This window comes from Paenibacillus silvae, from assembly GCF_014639235.1.
Lineage (GTDB): Bacteria > Bacillota > Bacilli > Paenibacillales > Paenibacillaceae > Paenibacillus > Paenibacillus silvae.
This window is the reverse complement of record NZ_BMFU01000011.1, coordinates 1-17623: the sequence shown is the minus strand read 5'-3', so window position 1 is coordinate 17623 and position 17623 is coordinate 1. Positions and strand designations below refer to the sequence as shown.

Below are 17623 nucleotides of genomic sequence, written 5' to 3'. Positions count from 1 at the left end.
ATTCTTCTTCACAATCACTTTCACTTGCTCATCACGTATACGATCCTCTTTAATCAGCCTTTTTCTAAAGATTATCTAACGGGGGAAACATGATGTCTAAATCAATGGAATTGATCTTGAAAAATGAAATTTTTGCTGAGCTGGACATCGAGTATCCGGAAGACCACGATACCCGTTTGTTGGACCAAGGGATCGATTCAGCAGGCTTCATCAAGCTTATTGTTTTAATGGAATCGAAGTTTAACATCTCGATCCCTGATGAAGATCTGTTATTTGAGAATTTCTCCACGCCTGGATTAATCCTTAATTATTTGACTGAGAAAACGCTATGATGACGATCATTCAGCGTCTATTTCTGGAGGCCTCTGATCGCCAAAATCATATTATCCTTGAAGATCTGAAGCAGCAATGGACTTACACAGATGTGATGACAGAAGCTTATTTGATTGCTCTATATATCCGCAAAAACTTTGAGCTTGAGTCCGGAAGTCATCTTGCATTATACACAAATAATGAGCCCTTGTTCATTTTTGCGGCGCTGGGTATTCAATTCTGCGGTTATGTGCTCGTACCGGTTCCTTATTCGGCATCCAATACTGAAATTGAAAATATTTTAAATGCCAGTGACGCCAAACTGGTTATCAGTAAATATGTACAGCCTGCGCATTTAAATTGCGACATTCCTTGGGTTAAAGCTCAGGATTTATCGCAAGAACCAAAGCCTTCGTTTGAATCGATCTCGATAACCAATCAGTCCGATCCCGATCAATGTGCGATTCTCCTTCCTACATCGGGCACAACCGGAAAATCTAAAATCGTTATGTTATCCCATTGGAATGTATTAACGAATGCGTTGGCACATGGCGAAAAGGTGGGGTATACGGATCAGGATTCGTTTCTGGTAACGATGCCCGTTCATTTCAGTTCTACGATTGTCACGCAATTGATTTCTTGCATGTTATATGGAACCCGAATTAAACTTATCAGCTTGCCCATGCTGCCGCGCACCGCGTTTAAACTGTTTCAGAATAAGGCGGTCACGGCATTCTCAGCGGTGCCTACGCAATTGATGCACTTTGTTTCCGATTTCCATCAGACCAAGAACTGGAGTGCCTTTGATTCCATTGAATTTATTGTAATTAGCGGTGCGGCGATTCCTGCAAAATTAGTAGACCATCTTCAGACTGTATTTCCTCACGCTGACATTATTCAAACCTATGGATTGACCGAAGCTTCTCCGCGGGTGAGCATGATGGGACGGGGAGAGCGCAGCTTATCCTGTGGAACACCCATCAATGACGTTTCTGTTCGTCTTGTTGACGAAGAAGAGAATGAGATTGAAGGAGCAGCGATCGGAGAAATTTGGGTCAAAGGACCGAATGTGATGCTCGGTTATTACAAAAACCCGGAGTTAACGAACGCTACCATTGTTGAGGGTTGGTTAAAGACAGGAGATCTGGGATTTTGGAATGAATCAGGGTGTCTCATACTGACAGGCCGAAAGAAGAATATCATTATATCCGGCGGTATCAATATCTATCCGGAAGAAATCGAGGAATTTCTGTACGGCTTGAAAGAAGTGGAGGAGGTCATGGTTGTTGGGGTACACGATGATCTGTTAGGCGAAGTACCCGTCGCATTTCTGAAAGTTTATAATGAATGCCTGATTGATATAGATGCACTGACACAACATTGCAACTTACATTTGTCATCATATAAAGTGCCTAGACAATGGAGGATTATCGATGACATTCCAAAAACCAAAACAGGAAAACTGGACAGGGCAAGCACGAAGCGCTTATTGCTAAATGAGATATACTGATTCGGGATCCTTAAGCCAATTAACCAAATAATCAGGGGTGAACGAAAGGTTGAAAAATTCAACTCAAACGTTAGGCAGCAAAATATTGCCGGTCAGTTATCCGATGATTACAACCTATACGCAGCATGCTCATCTCTTGTCCATACTTACCCATTACAAGTGCGCACATCCATGGATATTTAGCAATTATATCCAATTATATATTAACAAAGATTATAAACATCATTGGGGAGATTTTTATTTCCCTGTGACTTATGAGCTGCGGCCTTCGGATTCGTGCAAATGGATTACTACTCAAAAGTTACATAGAGATACGGTAACAACGAAATGGGACTCGGTTATTCATTTTATTATAGAAAACATTAATGCGAATAACTATGTGCACACCATGGTCAATTATTTCTACGTGCCCCTAAGCGATCGCTACAATAAACTTCAATTGCATCATGACATATTTGTTTACGGCTATGATTTGGATAGAGAGATATTGTATGTTTCCGATTTCTTTAAGAACGGCGTGTATAGTCAGACTAAGATATCATTTACTGATTTCAAGCTTGCGTTCGAGATGAATCATCTAACAACCAATCATGATTATCTTAGAGAAATGGTTTATCTGTATACATTCAATGAGCAACATCAGGATAAATTCAGTGCAGATACCCTGGTGAATTCGATAAGAAATTATTTCACTAAGAAAACGCCAGAGTATTGGGAGATGTTCAACTATGGGGGCGACAGGCATAATCTTGACTTCGGCATGCAAATATACACAACTCTATTAAATTATGCGAAAGAGACATCGGAACAGAAGGCTATGCTTGATATAAGACCTTTTCATTTACTTTATGATCATAAGAAGTTAATGACGCTAAGACTCAAGTACTTGTACGATAATCGGCATTTAATTAATTTAAATCAGGAGCATATAGATGAATTCACAGACATTGAACTTAAGGCAAAGATACTTGTGAACGTAGCGATGAAATATAATTTGACAAGGGATACGAGTATTTCCGAAAGTTTTCAAACGCTGATTACGAGTATAGAAAATGAAGAATCCATATTCCTTGAACGATGGTTGAAGAAGGTAGGCATTCAGTCATGTTGAGGGAGCAGATGATGTCAGTTGTGGATATCTCTTCTTGCACCCGAATAGAAGCCTTAGTCCGAAGCCGGTGGTGATCCGGGCATATTTGTGGAGGGAGTGATGCCGGGCTTATAATCGTTGCGATACAGCGTATTGAGTAAGCCAAACCGTTACTCTTGTCCTAAAGATTCCGTTTGCTGACAGCCTATTGCCTTCTTGTCTTTCAGCGATCCGCATTGCTTCAAGCTCTTTTTTTCGGCACAACCACAGCGAATCCACTCACCTCAAGAATCTCTCCTGGTATTTGACCCGACATCTTGTGATTCATGCCTGGAACCATACCTGTTTCGTTTGGGAGCAACGCATCGTTCAACAACCTTACGTATGAACAGCCAGTTAATTTGAAGAATCTGCCGGAAGCCACCATCATGAACTTGGAACCGGCGATCAGTTTGCATAATGCACTCACTAGAACGATCCATTATTACTATATAAGTTTAACTATTCATTTACACGTGAACGAAGAGGACAGAAAAAAACTGAAAAAGCGGAGCGGTCGCCTTTATCACCGGATTTTCCCTTTTAGAAAGGGGAATCGAAAAAATCTGGGGATAACAGCGATTGGAAGGTTGTTCTGTCATCGGAGTGGAATGTGTAAAGTCTTTATTCAACTTATATAGGGTCAATATATCCATTAAACGGGAGGTAGCTATGCAAGAACAGATCATAGCGATGATAAGCGAAGTCAAGGACGACGCCCAGCTGGAAATCAGCTTGAACGGGCATTCCAGCATCATGGAAGACGGGGGATTGGACTCTTTACAGCTAATTACTTTCTTATTGAAGGTGGAGGAGCGCTTCGGCATTGAAATTGATTTCGAACAATTCGAATTCGATTGCATGGAATCGGTTACAATCTTTTGCAATTATATCTCGGAGCTGCAGAAGACGGCATCTGCATGAACGATAGACGCAAGTTCGAGCTCATTATCGGGACGTTTGATGCGGAACGCTTCTGGCGCGACCCTAATCAAGCCAAACTGCCGTCGTTTCACGATGCTGAAATGGAGAATGTCGTGATGGCCATGGATGAGCTGCTCTTCCCATTTTGCGGGGCGCAGGATAGGCTCATTACCCGTTATGGAATGAACACTTCTCATAAAGCGTATTTGCATGAGATCGGATTCCAATTTCTGTCCAATTCAACCGATCTTGAGCGTCCTGATGGAGGAAGCGCAGGCAGAACCGCCAATATATTCGACCTGCTCACCACAACTGATCATGTGGGTGACATGGATCCAGACTGGCTGAACGGCGCCAGGTTGTCGCCCTTTGCGCTCATTCCGGGGGCGGAACGTGCTGCTATGCGTTTGGGGCTGGAACAGGATTGTCCATCTGTCGAGACGGTTCAGACAGTCAATTCTAAGCTATATTCAACCGAATTGAACCGTCGCCTTGAGCTTCAGTGTGACAGCCAGACGGTCTATTCCCACGAAGAGCTGCTGTCAAGCGGCTTGGCTCTGCTGAAACAAGGTCCCTTTTTGATCAAAGATGAGTTTGGGGTATCCGGGAAGGGCAATTTGCTAATCGAGTCGGAAGCGATTCTGCAGCGGGTCACATCCTATCTCGCCGATCAGTGCAGAAAGGGAAGAACGGTTCGGTTTATTATTGAGCCGTTCCTCCTCAAGGAGCTGGATTTTTCTTGCCAATTCCACATCGATCCGGACGGTACGTACCGGCATATCTCTGTGCAGCAATTGGTCAATCACAATTTCGCTTACCAAGGCTCCTATACAGCCGATGACAGGCTGCTTCATAAGCTGCACGAAGCGGAGTACTTTGATGTAATGAAGCTGGCGGCTCGAGAGCTTTACCAGTCGGGTTATCACGGGCACGTATGCGTCGATTCGATGCTGCTAAGAGACGGTCGCATCGTTCCGATTGTTGAGGTCAATGCAAGGAGATCGATGAGTCTGATCAAGCATTACGTTGATCGGTATCTCGAGCAACACGGTACGGCCGGGAGCATGACACATGCGACCTTACAGTTTGCAGGGGATGTATCATTCGATCAATTGCTGGAATCGCTGGACCGCGAGGGTATTCTATATAAGCCTGATCAAGGGTTTGGCATACTACCGTTAAGCGCGAATACGCTCTTTATTAACAAGGTCGTCAGCGAGTGCAAGGGGATCCGAAATAAGCAGGTGAAGGGCAGATTGTATTATTCGCTGATCGAGGGGACAGGGGATAACGAACGATTGTCCGCGAAGCTTGAGGAGGTTCTGTTGTCGTTATCCTTCAAGATCGCCCGCTGATGAATTCCGAAGTGCTTGAAACCAGGGATGGAGGAAGAGAGTTTATGGGGAAGCGGAAAGTAACGATTCTATGCTCGGGTTTCGGTCTGGGGTTCTATATTCCCGGCCTGTTAGCCGCAAGCGAATTCGGGAAAAGGGATATCGCGACGGAAGTGCTCGTGTTCGAAAGTTATTTGGAGCATGACAAGAGGGAGCATATTGCAGACAGCAGAACGGCGTACCACAATAATTTCGCCATTGCCAATTTATCGGCCCGAATGCCGATGGATATCCGGGGGAGTATAGATTACGCCCAGGTCGAGCTATTGCTGGAGGCGTGGAAAGCGGAAGAACGCTACGAATTCATATCGCTATCCGGACACTGGGTCTATATTCTGGATTTGTATAGGGAGAAGATGCTGCCGAATCCAATTCATGTCGACCTGCTCTACGTCGATTCAGATCTGGCCCCGTCCTGGAAGAGCCTGAAGAAGTTTCATCCCCGGTATGACGAGCATTATTACAATGCTTGTCTCTATGACACCTATAAAATGGCGGTTCGATACGAAATCCCGGTTCTTCCAAGTACGCCACTGCCCTTCGAATCTAGGAAGCGACGGCTTGTTGTTCATGGCGGCGGCTGGGGGATGGGCACTTATCAAAGTACAATTCCAGAGCTTGCCGGTCATAACTATGGGCTTGATATTGTAGCTTACGACTGGAAGGAAGCGAAGCCCGATCCCGATCACCGATATTGGATGAACGATCCGGAATGGTGTTCTTGGGTGAAGAGCGCGAACGGCCTGCACGAATTTCCGCCATATATTGAAATAGCAGGAGAAAATACGAATTCATACGCTGCTGAGGCTGATCATCATTGGTTATTTGACGTCGCCTCTGAGGCGATGGCTATCGTGGCCAAGCCGGGAGCGGGCACATTGATCGACTCGCTCGCCTCCGAAACCCCTCTTATTCTTCTGGAGCCGTTCGGCAGTCATGAGCTCAGCAATCTGGAATTGTGGGAGTCGCTTGGGTTCGGAATACGCTACGAGAAGTGGCGAGAGATGGATTTTTCTGTAGATATCCTTAAGGAGATGCATCAAGCGATCAAGAACAGGCCCGGTGAACGGACGAATTATGTGGATCACTATTGTTCGAGGGTTGCCTTGACGAAGAGGTAAGATTTCAATGGCAGAAGGGGTTATGCGATGAGCTTAAATACATTGAGTGTTGCCAAGGATACGGTAAGCTATCCGAGATGGATCGTCCTGCAGCTGCTGGAGGAGTGCAATTTGCGATGCAAGATGTGCTATGAATGGGGTCTCGAAGGGCCCTACAAAAGCAAAAAAACATTAGCGCAGCTGGACCCGGAGCTAATCAAAAAGATCATCATCGAGTGCAGCCCCGGCAAGCCGTATTACGATTTCTTCGGCGGCGAGCCGCTCATGTACCCTTGGCTGAGCGATATTCTCGCCATGATCAATCATTATGGAAGCATAGCGGACTTCCCCACGAACGGCACCCTGCTTGAGAAGCATGCCGAGATGTTAGTCGAGACTCCGCCCAATAAGATATGGGTGTCGCTCGACGGCCCTGAGGAAATCAACGACAGGCAGAGGGGCAAAGGCGTATTCAAGAAAGTAATCAAAGGGATCGAGAAGCTCTATGAGCTCCGGCAAAGCAAAGGCAAGCAATTTCCGAAGATGGGTGTATCGTATATCATTACGCCCTTGAACTATATGTACGTTGAGGAATTTTTCTTTAAGCATATCGACTTGTCGATGTTGGACCATATCAGCATGGAGGTGCAGCTCTATGCCACGGAAGAGCAGTATGCCCAATATGTGGAGGTTCTTAGCGAGGAATTCGGCGTGCATGAAGCTCCGTATGCCAAGGGGATGGTCTGGAAAGACATCGGTTCGTTCAGCCAGATCGATATTCCAGAATTGACGAGACAGCTCAATAATGTTAAAGACTATTGCTTGAAAAACCGTATCGATGTGATTACCTATCCGAAGACGATAGATGAACAGAACTTGCACAACTATTTCTCGGGACAATTCCATCAGATGGCGGATAAACGAAAACGCTGCTCCCTACCATGGACTTATGCGGAGATTACGGCAAGGGGTGACGTTTCGCCCTGCCATGCCTTCTATGATTTGACCTTTGGCAACGTGAACGAAGATAATCTGCTGGATATCTGGCGCAGTGACAATTACAAAGAGTATCGCGCGTATATGAAAAAAAATATGCTTCCGATTTGTACGGCTTGTTCAAGGTATTATATCTACTGATTCATGTGAATGACCTATTACGTTTAAGAAGGGTGTGTTGATATGAATCCGAAATCTGAGATTAAGCATTCCGCAAAGGATCTGCAAATATTGAAGCGTACGATCAAGAATACGGTGGAAACCAAGCGGAACATGGAGAAAATAGCGGGTTACGCGACACCGTTGCCAGAGTCTGTCGGGATTAAACTGACAAACCAATGCAACTTGCGCTGCAAGCATTGCTATCAATGGAACGACACCGGCTACCATCACTTCATGACACCGGAGCAGCAGCGCGAACAGCTCGACTACGGGCTGCTGGAGAAGCTAATTCTTGAGACGGAACCAGCCAAGTCAAGACTCTATATCTGGGGCGGCGAGCCTCTCGTATACAGCCATTTCGACCGTTTGGCCGATCTGCTTGAAGCCCATCCTCGCGAGACGACGATCTGCACGAACGCGGTGCTGATCGAGCGAAAGCTGGACGCCTTGCTGAGAATCTCCGACAACCTGGAGCTGCTCATTGCGCTTGATGGCTTCGAAGAAGAGAATGATGCGCTTCGCGGCAAAGGGGTATTTAACAAGGCGATAGATGCGATCCGGAAGCTGATCGAGCTGCGCAAGGAAAACCGGTTCAGGGGCAAAATTACGATCCATACCGTCGTGAACGATGCTATGACCGACAAGGTTTACGATCTGCTGGACTTTCTGGAGGGCGTCGGTGTAGACATGGTCATGGTCTGCTTCCCATGGTACATCTCGGACGAATGCACGCAGGGAATGGACGATTACTTTGACCAGAAGTTCGACTTCCTTCCGGCGAGCGGGCACAAGGGCGAACGAAGCTGGCACGCCTTTAACTACAAACTCGATCCAGAGCGTATCCCTGCATTGATGAGCGAGTTGGACCGGGTGAATAATCGGGTCTGGAAAATGCGTTTACGCTACCAGCCGAATCTGGATCATGACCAGATCGAAGATTTCGTTCTTGGCAAAGAGGTGAGGGGGAAAGGCACGATGAACAAGAAGTGCCTGGCTCTCTCGAATCGGATGGATATTACGCCTGATGGAACGATTGTTGCGTGCAAATTTTTCAAGGAGTTCGAGATCGGCAACTTACATGAAGCGTCCGTACAGGAATTATGGCATAGCATGACCTACAGAAGGATAAGGGAAATGATGGACGAACGACTGACACCTGCTTGTTCCAAGTGCAGTGTCTTGCATTTGCACGGTGTATAACGATTCTAAATTCACATAAATGAGGTGCGCAAGTGAGCATTATCCACCTGGAGGGATTATCCAAAAGCTTCAAGTATTACGAGAAAGAACTGGGGCTCAAAAAATCGCTCAAAAATTTAGTGAAGCGGAAATCACTAATCAAAGAAGCGGTTAGCGAAATATCCCTTGTAATCGAGCAGGGTGAGATGGTCGGATTTTTAGGCCCGAACGGTTCCGGCAAAACGACTACGCTTAAAATGCTGTCCGGCATCTTGTATCCGACAAGCGGGCAAGCGACGGTATTAGGCTATGTCCCTTGGGAGCGAAAAAAAGAATTCAAGATGCAGTTCTCGATCGTGATGGGACAGAAATCGCAGTTGTGGTGGGATTTACCGGCGAACGAATCGTTGTACCTGAACAAATGCATCTATGAGATCGAGGATAAGCCCTACAACCTTGTCCTGGATGAGCTTACGGAGATGCTTGACGTTAAAGACCTGCTCAATATTCAGGTGCGGAGACTCTCGCTGGGGGAACGGATGAAGATGGAGCTTATTGCGTCGCTCATCCACCGGCCCAAGGTGATTTTCCTGGATGAGCCTACAATCGGACTTGATCTGATTTCGCAGAAGCGCATTCGGGAGTTTCTGAAGGATTATAACGAGCAGACGAAGGCAACGGTCATTCTGACAAGCCACTACATGGCGGATATTGAGGATCTATGCAAGCGAGCGATCATCATCAATCAGGGGAAGATCGTATACGACGGCGATCTTCGGCGTGTGAACGAGTTGCTGCATGCCAAAAAGATTATCAAGCTGCAATTTACGGATGAAGTGCCGAGGCAAGCGTTAAGCGACTATGGCACGATTACTCAACATGACGGCATGAATGCCGTCATGGAAATTGATAAGCATGACCTCCAGCGGCTTTCCAAAATGATACTGGATCGGTTCCCGATCCTTGATTTCACAGTTGAAGATGTACCTGTCGAGAGAGGCATCGAAAGCTTATATCAGAAAGATGGGGTCCAGACATGAAAGCCTTGCAGAAGTATAAAAGGACTTACATCCTTGCGCTTCAGAATGCGATGGAGTACCGGACCGATTTCCTGATGGGCATTATCAGCGGCGGTTTTATCATACTCGTCCAATGCTTCCTCTGGACAGCTGTGTTCCGCAGCTCGCCGCAAGAGATTATTAACGGTTATACGTATTCACAGATCATCATTTATTCCGTGTTGTCCGGTGTCGTCTCCAAGCTGGTTTCTGCCGGCTTCGAAGGGGAGATCGCGAATGATATCAAGACGGGCGGGCTAAGCAAGTTTATCGCTCAGCCCATTCATTATTTCAGCTATCGGATATGCAATTTCTTCGGTGAGAAAACGGTTCAGACCGGGGTCGTGCTTGTCTTATTCGTCATACTGATGACCGTGTTTACTCAGATCTGGGGGTTTCCGCTCAGAGTGGGGCAGATCGTTATGTTCCTGGTCAGTATTTTGTTCGGAATGCTCATCAACTTCCTGCTTTTTTATTCGATTAGTGCGCTCGCGTTCATCATTACTGAGGTTTGGGGCGTGTATATCGCGTTCAACCAAGGCGTCTATCTGCTCAGCGGCGCCATCTTTCCGCTTAATATTTTCGGAGATACGTTTGCCACAATCTCCAGCTATTTACCGTTCCAGTATGTCGTATTCTTCCCGGTTAAGATCATCCTCGGGAGCTTGGAGGTTCATGAGATCGTGAGCGGGCTCCTGGTACAGGCGGTTTGGGTAGTGGTACTTTTGGTCATTTCTAAATTGGCTTGGGATTCCGGGATGAAGAAATATGTAGCCGTTGGAGGTTAGGTCTGTGAGTATCAGCTTGAGTGAGATTCGGAAGCATGTACGTATGTTTTTTATTTTCGCAAAGAACAGTTTGGTCGGTTATATGGAATACAAAGCGAATTTCTACTCCGGTTTGATCATGGAGACCGTATTTCTGTTTACCAAGCTGATCTATGTCATCTTCGTTTTTCGGCTGGGGATTGAAATTAATGGCATTTCTCCCGACCAGATGATGATCTTCACCGGGACCTATACGATTATGATCGCAATCTATACAGGATTGTTTATGGATAACTTTTATAGATTCGCCGGCCATATCCGCAACGGAACGCTGGACTTGTATATGACGAAGCCGCTATCGCTGCAGTTCATGATTTCATTCCGGAACGTTAACTACGCGTTTCCAATTCCGAACCTGATCGCCGGGATCACGATGATCGTCCTGGCTTGGCGGCGGCTTGGCATCGAGCCAAGCTTTATGCACTTGGCCGGATATATCGGCGTGATCTTGAGCAGCACGATCGTGATGTACTCGGTGCTTCTGCTTCCGCAAATTCTTGCTTTCTGGACGGTGAAGTCCGGTTCGATCTTCGACATACTGGACAAATGTTGGGATTTGAACAATATGCCGATGTACATATACCCCAAATGGCTGCAGAGAATAGGACTGTATGTCGTGCCTATCTTGTTTATCACCAACATGCCGTCGGTTTATTTGATCGACCGCTTGGACTTCTTCCTTGGGGTATGGATTTTTGCAGCTCCTGTGATATCGCTTCTAATGGTCAGGCTGTTCTGGAAGCTGGCCGTCAGGCACTACGAGAGCGCCAGCAGTTAGAGAAATGCCACTAACAAATGGTTGAGAGGGTGAAGTGCATGAGCAGGATGGAGTACAAGAGCTTTTCGCCGCGGACAGAGGATACTGCCAAGAAGCGACTACACAACGGGATCGAAATCTATCAAAACAACGAAGGAGAGACCGAGTTCCTCTACAACGAGATTTTCCAGAAGGAGATGTATTTCAAGCACGGGATTACGCTCCCGGATCATGGCACGGTCATGGACGTTGGGGCTAATATCGGCATGTTCACCCTGTATGTCAGCAGCAAGAGCAACTGCAGGGTATATTCCTTTGAGCCTCTGCCTCCGACGTTTGAGCTCTTGAAGATGAATACGAGCTCGCTGCCTCGCGTAACAACGGTTAACGTCGGGCTTTCCAATGAGATTAAGGAAGCAGAGTTTGCCTATTTCCCTACGATGTCCACGGATTCTGTCCAGATCAAATACCGGGATAACCACGATCTGGATCTCCGATACGGGTTAATCAACCATTACCGGGATCATTTCGATGACCCGCGCATGCTAAACCGGTTTGTGGATCAACTTATGTCCCCGAAGCTTCTGAATGAACAAATCCATCGATGCAAGCTAACTACGATCTCTGAAATGATCCGTTATTACGATCTGAACCCCATTGATCTGCTCAAAATCGACGTGGAAAAAAGTGAATTTGAGGTTCTGGAAGGCATAGAGCCGGAGGATTGGGGCAAAATCAGGCAAATTGTAATGGAGGTACACGGACTGGACGGAGAACAGATCAGCAGGCTCGAGAACATCTTCCGCTCCAACGGCTTCCATGTCTTGATCGATTACTACGAAGACTTGAACATCCCCAATTACTACAATGTGTACGCATTGAATCAAATGCATATATCGGCTGGGTGATCGTCATGCTACAGCATCTGCATGCAAGGTTGGTATGCTCCAGCTGCAAGGGTGTGCTGGTCCAGTCGGAGGCGTTGCTGCAATGCTGCAGCTGCGATGCGGTATATCCGATTGATGATCGTTATGTATCGATGCTCGACCAGCGTGAGCAGGTTGCCCACCCTTCCGATTGGAACCGGAAAGAGGCTGAAATTCGGGATTATAGCGAGATTTCGCACTCCCTTGGGCTGTCCGGTATAGGCCGATTCGCCACCTTCTTAAATTATGGTTACGTCCCGGACGGGAGTGAGCAACATGCGGTGATCGAGCCGGGCGATGCATGGAATAGAAACTCAGTCAAGCTGCTGCTTGAGACAGTGGGCAGGACGGCGATTCGGGAGCGGCAGGTGATCGACATCGGATGCGGCAGGGGAGGGAACATAGCAGCTCTGTCTAAATATTTTAAGCCGCTGTCTATTGTCGGTCTCGACATCTGCCCGGCGAATATTGCCTATTGCAATGCCAAATCCCGAGGAGATGAATCTTTGTATCTCGTCGGCGATGCGGAGAATATACCGTTTGCAGACGAGAGCTTCGATGTGGTGTTAAATATAGAATCCGCGCATGCCTATCCGAACCGATCACGCTTCTATGAAGAGGTGTACCGGATCATGAGAGCTGGCGGCGTATTTCTGTATACGGAGCTGATGCAGGGAGATGAGGTAGCGCAGAACGTCAGGCTGTTAGAGGAAACAGGCCTGTCTGTAATCCGTAATCAGGATGTGACTTCGAATGTTCTTTTATCATGTGATGAGAGTGCGAAGCAGCGTACTGGCACACAAGGCATTGCGAGCAACGCCAAAGCGAGCACGAATATTGGAGATATTCATGATTTCATCGCATTGCCCGGCTCGAAGAAATATGAAGAGATGAAGGCTGGAACGCGGCAATACCGTATGATGAACCTTGTTAAGAGGTAATATAGCCGTAATATCAACAATAATTTTAGGTTAGGAGAACTATTGTATGGAAGAAATTGTTTCCCTGGACACCTTTCAGCCCTTCGACGGCATGACAAAAATGTTTCCTCATCATAATTTTCCTTATTTTAATTGCGGCTACAATTTGTTATTAACGCTTGCCAGATATTTTAAAAAAGATGAACTGCCGATTTTGAATAATGTCATTACTATTTATAGATTTGATAAACAAAAAATACAAACAAGAGGATATTTCAAGTTAGAGGTGCTGGATCTTGAGGAGGGAGATCGGATCCTTGAGGAAATGGGGATCTCTATTCGTAAAAAATCCCCTGCACTAGATACGTTACAAGATGAGATCATAAACTCTATTTCTAGTGGTCATCCGATTTCCATATTCATTGATTTATTTTATCAACGTGGGAGAGACTTTTACTATAACAAAAAGCATGGACTGCACCCTGTTTTTGTCTATGGCTTCAATCTTACGAACGAGGAAATATATACGGTTGATGATATTACAGAATACAGACAATATTCTCTGCCATTTTCAGAATTCAAATCGTCATGCATGACTTCGGAACACGTAAAGATGCCAGACTACTTTTGGGAATATGCGCTAGTGCCCCCCGGTAATCATGAGATCTTGAACAATAAGAAGTCAGCACACACAACCATCCATACATTCGTAGAAAATATGTGCAGGTATCAAAATGAAATAACGGACAGTTTGAATAATATACTGTCGCTCGCAGAAAATTACGAGCTCATTATACAAAATGAAACGATTATTGAGACACTGAGCAGTACGATTTATAGAAAATGTTCTGAGAAATACAGGTTAAATACGCTCTATAAGTACAACATTGATCAAATCAATGCAAAACATACGCTTGACCCGTTATTGGACCAAATTATTCGTGACTGGAAGACAGTAAGGATCTATTCGAATAAAGCCATCATGTCCCAAAAGTTCACTGGGGAAAGCATAGACAAGTGCATTGGTTTATTTACAAAAATATATACGAATGAAGTACATTTTCATAATCAATTATTTTTAATGTTAAAGGCTTCTATATAAGGGAAGCCGCCGCCGCTGTCTGCATCAACACTTTAAACAAAAACGGCAGAGATGCCGTTTTTTTTGTTTTGATTTTGTTACAGCACACTAGTCATGTAGAAGCGGTGGCGATATTGGTAAGGGTCTCGTGTTTTGCTTTCAATAGCTTTACTGTTGTTCAATGTTTTCAAGTGCCTTAGTAAGACGCGGTAAAGGTATGCCTAACTTTTTGGCTTCTCTCACAACTTCAAGTACCGCAAAATTTGGTTTGCTATTGTTGTATTCAATGATAAGCCGTGGTATGCTGCCCTTTGCCAAAATAACCTTGTTAAAAAGCGTGCCGAGAAGTGCAGGTGGAGTCTTGGTAAGCAGGAGAGAAATCATATCAATCTTTGCACCTCTTGCTTTAAGTACAGGCACAATTTCCCTCATATTTTTCCCAACATTTGCGAATGAGTCACGATGATTCAAGATTGCTGGAAAGCTTCCCACTTTTAACACTTCGGTTTCCATCGCCGCGTTCATGGCAAAGTGATTCCATAGCCAGTTTTGCATATCCTTGATCCAATTAATTTTAAAATGGGCACTTTCAAATAGTTCCTTCACCTTGTTGTTAATATGTTCAGTGCCTGCCCGTGGTTTTTCAAGAAAAAGTATTTTCAAAAAGCCGCCTCTAAGCCTATTGTCGGCAATACCGCCGCCGGCTCCTGGGAACCCAAAGACCACATTGTTCATAGACAAGGGTGAGATCGATGATTTCAAATCTAACCAAATGTTATTGAATATGAGGACAGGAGTGTTTCCAGCAACGGTCGATAGCAATTGTGCTGCTTTTGGAAGTTGTTCCGTGTTGACACTCACAATAATGAGATCATAATTTGGGCTAATTTCCTCATGCAGTTTGACGTTCCAGCTTTCTTGTATGAGCTGTTTTCCTCTTCGTGCATCCCACATTTCAAGCTCTATATGGCTTCCAAAGGTTTCTTTTCTCCCTTTTCTGACGTAAAACTCTACTGTATGTCCTGCCTTTTCAAAAGCCCAAGCATATTGGGTCGATATGACACCTCTACCTAAGAATAAAATTCTCATATTACCTCCTAAAAATGTATTTCAGTCCTTGTTGATGATCCAACAACGTGTTGTATAATGTTATTGTATGGATTGACTACACACTCATCAACCATCAGATTTTTTATATCTGTCGTATGATGGGTTGGACGGATTGAACAGAAAATGGAGGGGAATCATGCATAAGCAACCTGAAATGACGGACAAAACAAGGCAGACATTTGTAAATGCATTCTGCGATTTATACAGCCGAAAACCCATCGAAAAAATATCCATTCAAGAGATTGCCAAGCAATCAGGATATAATCGCAGTACATTTTATCAATACTTCACGGATATCTATGAGTTGTTGGACTATGTTGAAGAGCGTATCTTGAACTCCATTAACGAGGAAATGGCAGGCAGAGAGTTTTCTACGCATACTTTCCAAGATGCACTTCAATGCTTGGAAAGTGCAGAGGACATTTTAGTTCTGAAAGCACTCTTGGGCGACTATGGTTCAGTTCATTTTATTGAACGTCTGAAAAGAGAAATTCCATTTGAGCGATTGATTGTGGATTTTCCAACAAACGATGCTTTAGCACCATATATCATTGAGTTTTACATATCAACATTAATATCTATGTTTCGTCTTTGGATACGCAACGGCAAAGATCTATCGTCAGAAGAATTGGTCGGACTGATCGATAGCCTATTTGCAAAGGGGATAACCCCGTATCATATCTTTGGCAAGGCCAATCCGCAGCGCTCTGATTCGAATAAGAAGTAAGGGGGACGAGGGAGAAATTGAAAGAAAAGAGAATGAGGAACTTATTGTAACAGAATCCCTGACACTAGGATCGTTTCCCATATGCGATGCATGTGGACAGGGTGGTAATGTTGGTTAAGGTTTAGTATCTTAAAGCCACAGTTATCTGTTTGTAAAACCAGTCAGCCTGAATTCTCTTGAATTCAGGCTATATTTTTATACTATGTAAATAAATTATATATAGTCCCATACGGTCATGTCATTATTCACACTAACATATACTCTCCTCAGTATATGGTGTAGTGAACTAGTGCTTTTGGAAAAGAATTGTTGTTAGATTATTTCTAATCTCTTCTATATTTGTCGTTGATAAATTGTTTAAAAGGATGATTGTAATCCTGTCATCTACATAACGGGTGATCTCATTTTTGAAACCGACAATTCCGCCGCCGTGGAACAATTTTCTCCGATCCTGATTTCCATCTATAAACCAACCATAACCATATCCAAAGCAATGGGGAGTGAATATGGTTTCAAGGCTTTCCCTTGTAACTAATCTCTCTGTGTACAATGACTGGTCCCATTTGAATAGATCTTCAGTTGTAGAATAAAGATTTCCACCACCCATTGGAAAACTCATATCAATATACTCTGCATTAACAATGCCATTATCATATTCATAACCCTGCGCCCTGTTAGATATTATTGCTTTATGGTTATCACAGCCTGAATTCTTCATACCCAGTGGTGAAAAGATTTGGTTACTTGAAAATTCTTCATAAGTAAGTCCTGTAGTTTTTTCTATAATATAAGCCAACAAAATGTAACCTGAATTACTATATTGGAATTTAGAATTTGGAACAAACTCAGGTTTCAAGTCCATTATTAAACGAACGGTTTGTTCAGTGGTAGTTGGTTGCTTCATTAATCTCTTAATATCAGGGAGTTGTGTAATATTAGGGATACCTGATGAATGTGTTAATAAGTGATGCAGTTTAATGTGATCACCGTATTTGTAGGAGGGTATAAATTTTGAGACATGATCTGCTACGTCTAGTTCACCATGCTCCTGAAGTATCATGATAGCCATTGCTGTGAATTGCTTGGTTATCGACCCAATTCTGAACTTGGTCTCAGGTGTATTTTTGACTTGGTGCTCTCGATTGGCAAAGTTATATGCACGATTAAACCATACTTTCTCATCCTTAGAGATCAACACACTGCCACTAAACTCTTCGTTCTTTTCCAAAGATGTAAAGTAATCATGAATTTCGCTTTCTATAGTTCGCAATGATTCATCCTCCAGTATTCCTAATTTATATCTTTTATCATATAGGTAATTACTGTTAAAACAAGACTGATAGTTTTTTCGCCTTTGTGATAAAATTGAATTAGGGAGATCTGACACAGATCTCTTTTTTCATTTGCAGCGTGCCCAGCTAAGCACGCATCTTCTAGCCGGTGAAAGTCCGGTCGCAGGAGGGGCCAAGCCCCTGCGTAGCTAGGATACTTGCGTATGGCGAAATCTGTAC

Annotated in this window: 18 protein-coding genes; 15 read left to right on the top strand and 3 right to left on the bottom strand. The window is 44.5% G+C overall.

What is annotated here, in order from left to right; all coding sequences use genetic code 11:
* Window positions 1-92: 92 nt before the first annotated feature.
* From IEW26_RS24590 to IEW26_RS24525, 14 genes are all read left to right on the top strand, one after another.
* On the top strand, window positions 93-332 hold the full coding sequence (locus tag IEW26_RS24590; RefSeq protein ID WP_188594284.1) for a phosphopantetheine-binding protein: 240 nt from the start codon (window positions 93-95) through the stop codon (window positions 330-332).
* Window positions 329-1822 (top strand): class I adenylate-forming enzyme family protein, encoded by a 1494-nt coding sequence (locus tag IEW26_RS24585; RefSeq protein ID WP_188594283.1) that lies wholly within the window; start codon window positions 329-331, stop codon window positions 1820-1822. Before IEW26_RS24590 ends, IEW26_RS24585 begins: the two co-directional genes overlap by 4 nt.
* 49 nt (window positions 1823-1871) lie before the next feature.
* Window positions 1872-2933, top strand: a complete 1062-nt coding sequence (locus tag IEW26_RS24580) for a hypothetical protein (RefSeq protein WP_188594282.1) — start codon at window positions 1872-1874, stop codon at window positions 2931-2933.
* A 690-nt stretch (window positions 2934-3623) separates the two neighbouring features.
* On the top strand, window positions 3624-3875 hold the full coding sequence (locus tag IEW26_RS24575; RefSeq protein ID WP_188594281.1) for an acyl carrier protein: 252 nt from the start codon (window positions 3624-3626) through the stop codon (window positions 3873-3875).
* Window positions 3872-5230, top strand: coding sequence for an ATP-grasp domain-containing protein (locus tag IEW26_RS24570; RefSeq protein ID WP_188594280.1), 1359 nt, complete (start codon window positions 3872-3874; stop codon window positions 5228-5230). Before IEW26_RS24575 ends, IEW26_RS24570 begins: the two co-directional genes overlap by 4 nt.
* Before the next feature lie 44 nt (window positions 5231-5274).
* Entirely contained in the window at window positions 5275-6390 is a 1116-nt protein-coding gene (locus IEW26_RS24565; protein ID WP_188594279.1) for a UDP-glucuronosyltransferase, read from the top strand.
* Between the two features lie 27 nt (window positions 6391-6417).
* Window positions 6418-7506 (top strand): radical SAM protein, encoded by a 1089-nt coding sequence (locus IEW26_RS24560; RefSeq protein WP_188594278.1) that lies wholly within the window; start codon window positions 6418-6420, stop codon window positions 7504-7506.
* Between the two features lie 42 nt (window positions 7507-7548).
* Window positions 7549-8727 carry a radical SAM/SPASM domain-containing protein gene (locus tag IEW26_RS24555; RefSeq protein ID WP_188594277.1) on the top strand — a complete coding sequence of 393 codons (1179 nt, stop codon included), beginning with the start codon at window positions 7549-7551 and terminating at the stop codon, window positions 8725-8727.
* Between the two features lie 32 nt (window positions 8728-8759).
* Window positions 8760-9746 (top strand): ABC transporter ATP-binding protein, encoded by a 987-nt coding sequence (locus IEW26_RS24550; RefSeq protein ID WP_145405515.1) that lies wholly within the window; start codon window positions 8760-8762, stop codon window positions 9744-9746.
* Complete coding sequence (locus IEW26_RS24545) at window positions 9743-10552, top strand: ABC transporter permease (protein ID WP_111273624.1); 810 nt, start codon at window positions 9743-9745, stop codon at window positions 10550-10552. Before IEW26_RS24550 ends, IEW26_RS24545 begins: the two co-directional genes overlap by 4 nt.
* A gap of 4 nt (window positions 10553-10556) precedes the next feature.
* The gene (locus IEW26_RS24540; protein WP_111273623.1) at window positions 10557-11369 is read left to right on the top strand and encodes an ABC transporter permease; all 813 of its coding nucleotides are present in this window, start codon (window positions 10557-10559) and stop codon (window positions 11367-11369) included.
* Between the two features lie 38 nt (window positions 11370-11407).
* Window positions 11408-12256 (top strand): FkbM family methyltransferase, encoded by an 849-nt coding sequence (locus tag IEW26_RS24535; protein WP_188594276.1) that lies wholly within the window; start codon window positions 11408-11410, stop codon window positions 12254-12256.
* 5 nt (window positions 12257-12261) lie between these two features.
* Entirely contained in the window at window positions 12262-13215 is a 954-nt protein-coding gene (locus IEW26_RS24530) for a class I SAM-dependent methyltransferase (RefSeq protein WP_229730015.1), read from the top strand.
* Between the two features lie 46 nt (window positions 13216-13261).
* The gene (locus IEW26_RS24525) at window positions 13262-14296 is read left to right on the top strand and encodes a hypothetical protein (RefSeq protein WP_188594274.1); all 1035 of its coding nucleotides are present in this window, start codon (window positions 13262-13264) and stop codon (window positions 14294-14296) included.
* A 147-nt stretch (window positions 14297-14443) separates the two neighbouring features.
* Here IEW26_RS24525 and IEW26_RS24520 read toward each other — a convergent pair whose 3' ends face one another.
* On the bottom strand, window positions 14444-15364 hold the full coding sequence (locus IEW26_RS24520; RefSeq protein WP_188594273.1) for a ketopantoate reductase family protein: 921 nt from the start codon (window positions 15362-15364) through the stop codon (window positions 14444-14446).
* Window positions 15365-15521: 157 nt separating this feature from the next.
* Here IEW26_RS24520 and IEW26_RS24515 point away from each other — a divergent pair, with 157 nt between their 5' ends.
* Window positions 15522-16112 (top strand): TetR/AcrR family transcriptional regulator, encoded by a 591-nt coding sequence (locus tag IEW26_RS24515; RefSeq protein WP_145405510.1) that lies wholly within the window; start codon window positions 15522-15524, stop codon window positions 16110-16112.
* Between the two features lie 286 nt (window positions 16113-16398).
* Here the strand turns inward: IEW26_RS24515 and IEW26_RS24510 are convergent, their stop codons facing one another.
* Both IEW26_RS24510 and IEW26_RS30450 read right to left on the bottom strand, forming a co-directional pair.
* Window positions 16399-17382, bottom strand: a complete 984-nt coding sequence (locus IEW26_RS24510; protein ID WP_188594272.1) for a serine hydrolase domain-containing protein — start codon at window positions 17380-17382, stop codon at window positions 16399-16401.
* Between the two features lie 20 nt (window positions 17383-17402).
* The coding region (locus IEW26_RS30450; protein ID WP_229730014.1) for a hypothetical protein at window positions 17403-17623 on the bottom strand (221 nt) is incomplete at its 5' end.

Coding starts and splice junctions, on each gene's coding strand:
- IEW26_RS24590 (WP_188594284.1), top strand. CDS start 93: ATGTCTAAATCAATGGAATTGATCTTGAAAAATGAAATTTTTGCTGAG.
- IEW26_RS24585 (WP_188594283.1), top strand. CDS start 329: ATGATGACGATCATTCAGCGTCTATTTCTGGAGGCCTCTGATCGCCAA.
- IEW26_RS24575 (WP_188594281.1), top strand. CDS start 3,624: ATGCAAGAACAGATCATAGCGATGATAAGCGAAGTCAAGGACGACGCC.
- IEW26_RS24570 (WP_188594280.1), top strand. CDS start 3,872: ATGAACGATAGACGCAAGTTCGAGCTCATTATCGGGACGTTTGATGCG.
- IEW26_RS24565 (WP_188594279.1), top strand. CDS start 5,275: ATGGGGAAGCGGAAAGTAACGATTCTATGCTCGGGTTTCGGTCTGGGG.
- IEW26_RS24560 (WP_188594278.1), top strand. CDS start 6,418: ATGAGCTTAAATACATTGAGTGTTGCCAAGGATACGGTAAGCTATCCG.
- IEW26_RS24555 (WP_188594277.1), top strand. CDS start 7,549: ATGAATCCGAAATCTGAGATTAAGCATTCCGCAAAGGATCTGCAAATA.
- IEW26_RS24545 (WP_111273624.1), top strand. CDS start 9,743: ATGAAAGCCTTGCAGAAGTATAAAAGGACTTACATCCTTGCGCTTCAG.
- IEW26_RS24535 (WP_188594276.1), top strand. CDS start 11,408: ATGAGCAGGATGGAGTACAAGAGCTTTTCGCCGCGGACAGAGGATACT.
- IEW26_RS24530 (WP_229730015.1), top strand. CDS start 12,262: ATGCTACAGCATCTGCATGCAAGGTTGGTATGCTCCAGCTGCAAGGGT.
- IEW26_RS24525 (WP_188594274.1), top strand. CDS start 13,262: ATGGAAGAAATTGTTTCCCTGGACACCTTTCAGCCCTTCGACGGCATG.
- IEW26_RS24520 (WP_188594273.1), bottom strand. CDS start 15,364: ATGAGAATTTTATTCTTAGGTAGAGGTGTCATATCGACCCAATATGCT.
- IEW26_RS24515 (WP_145405510.1), top strand. CDS start 15,522: ATGCATAAGCAACCTGAAATGACGGACAAAACAAGGCAGACATTTGTA.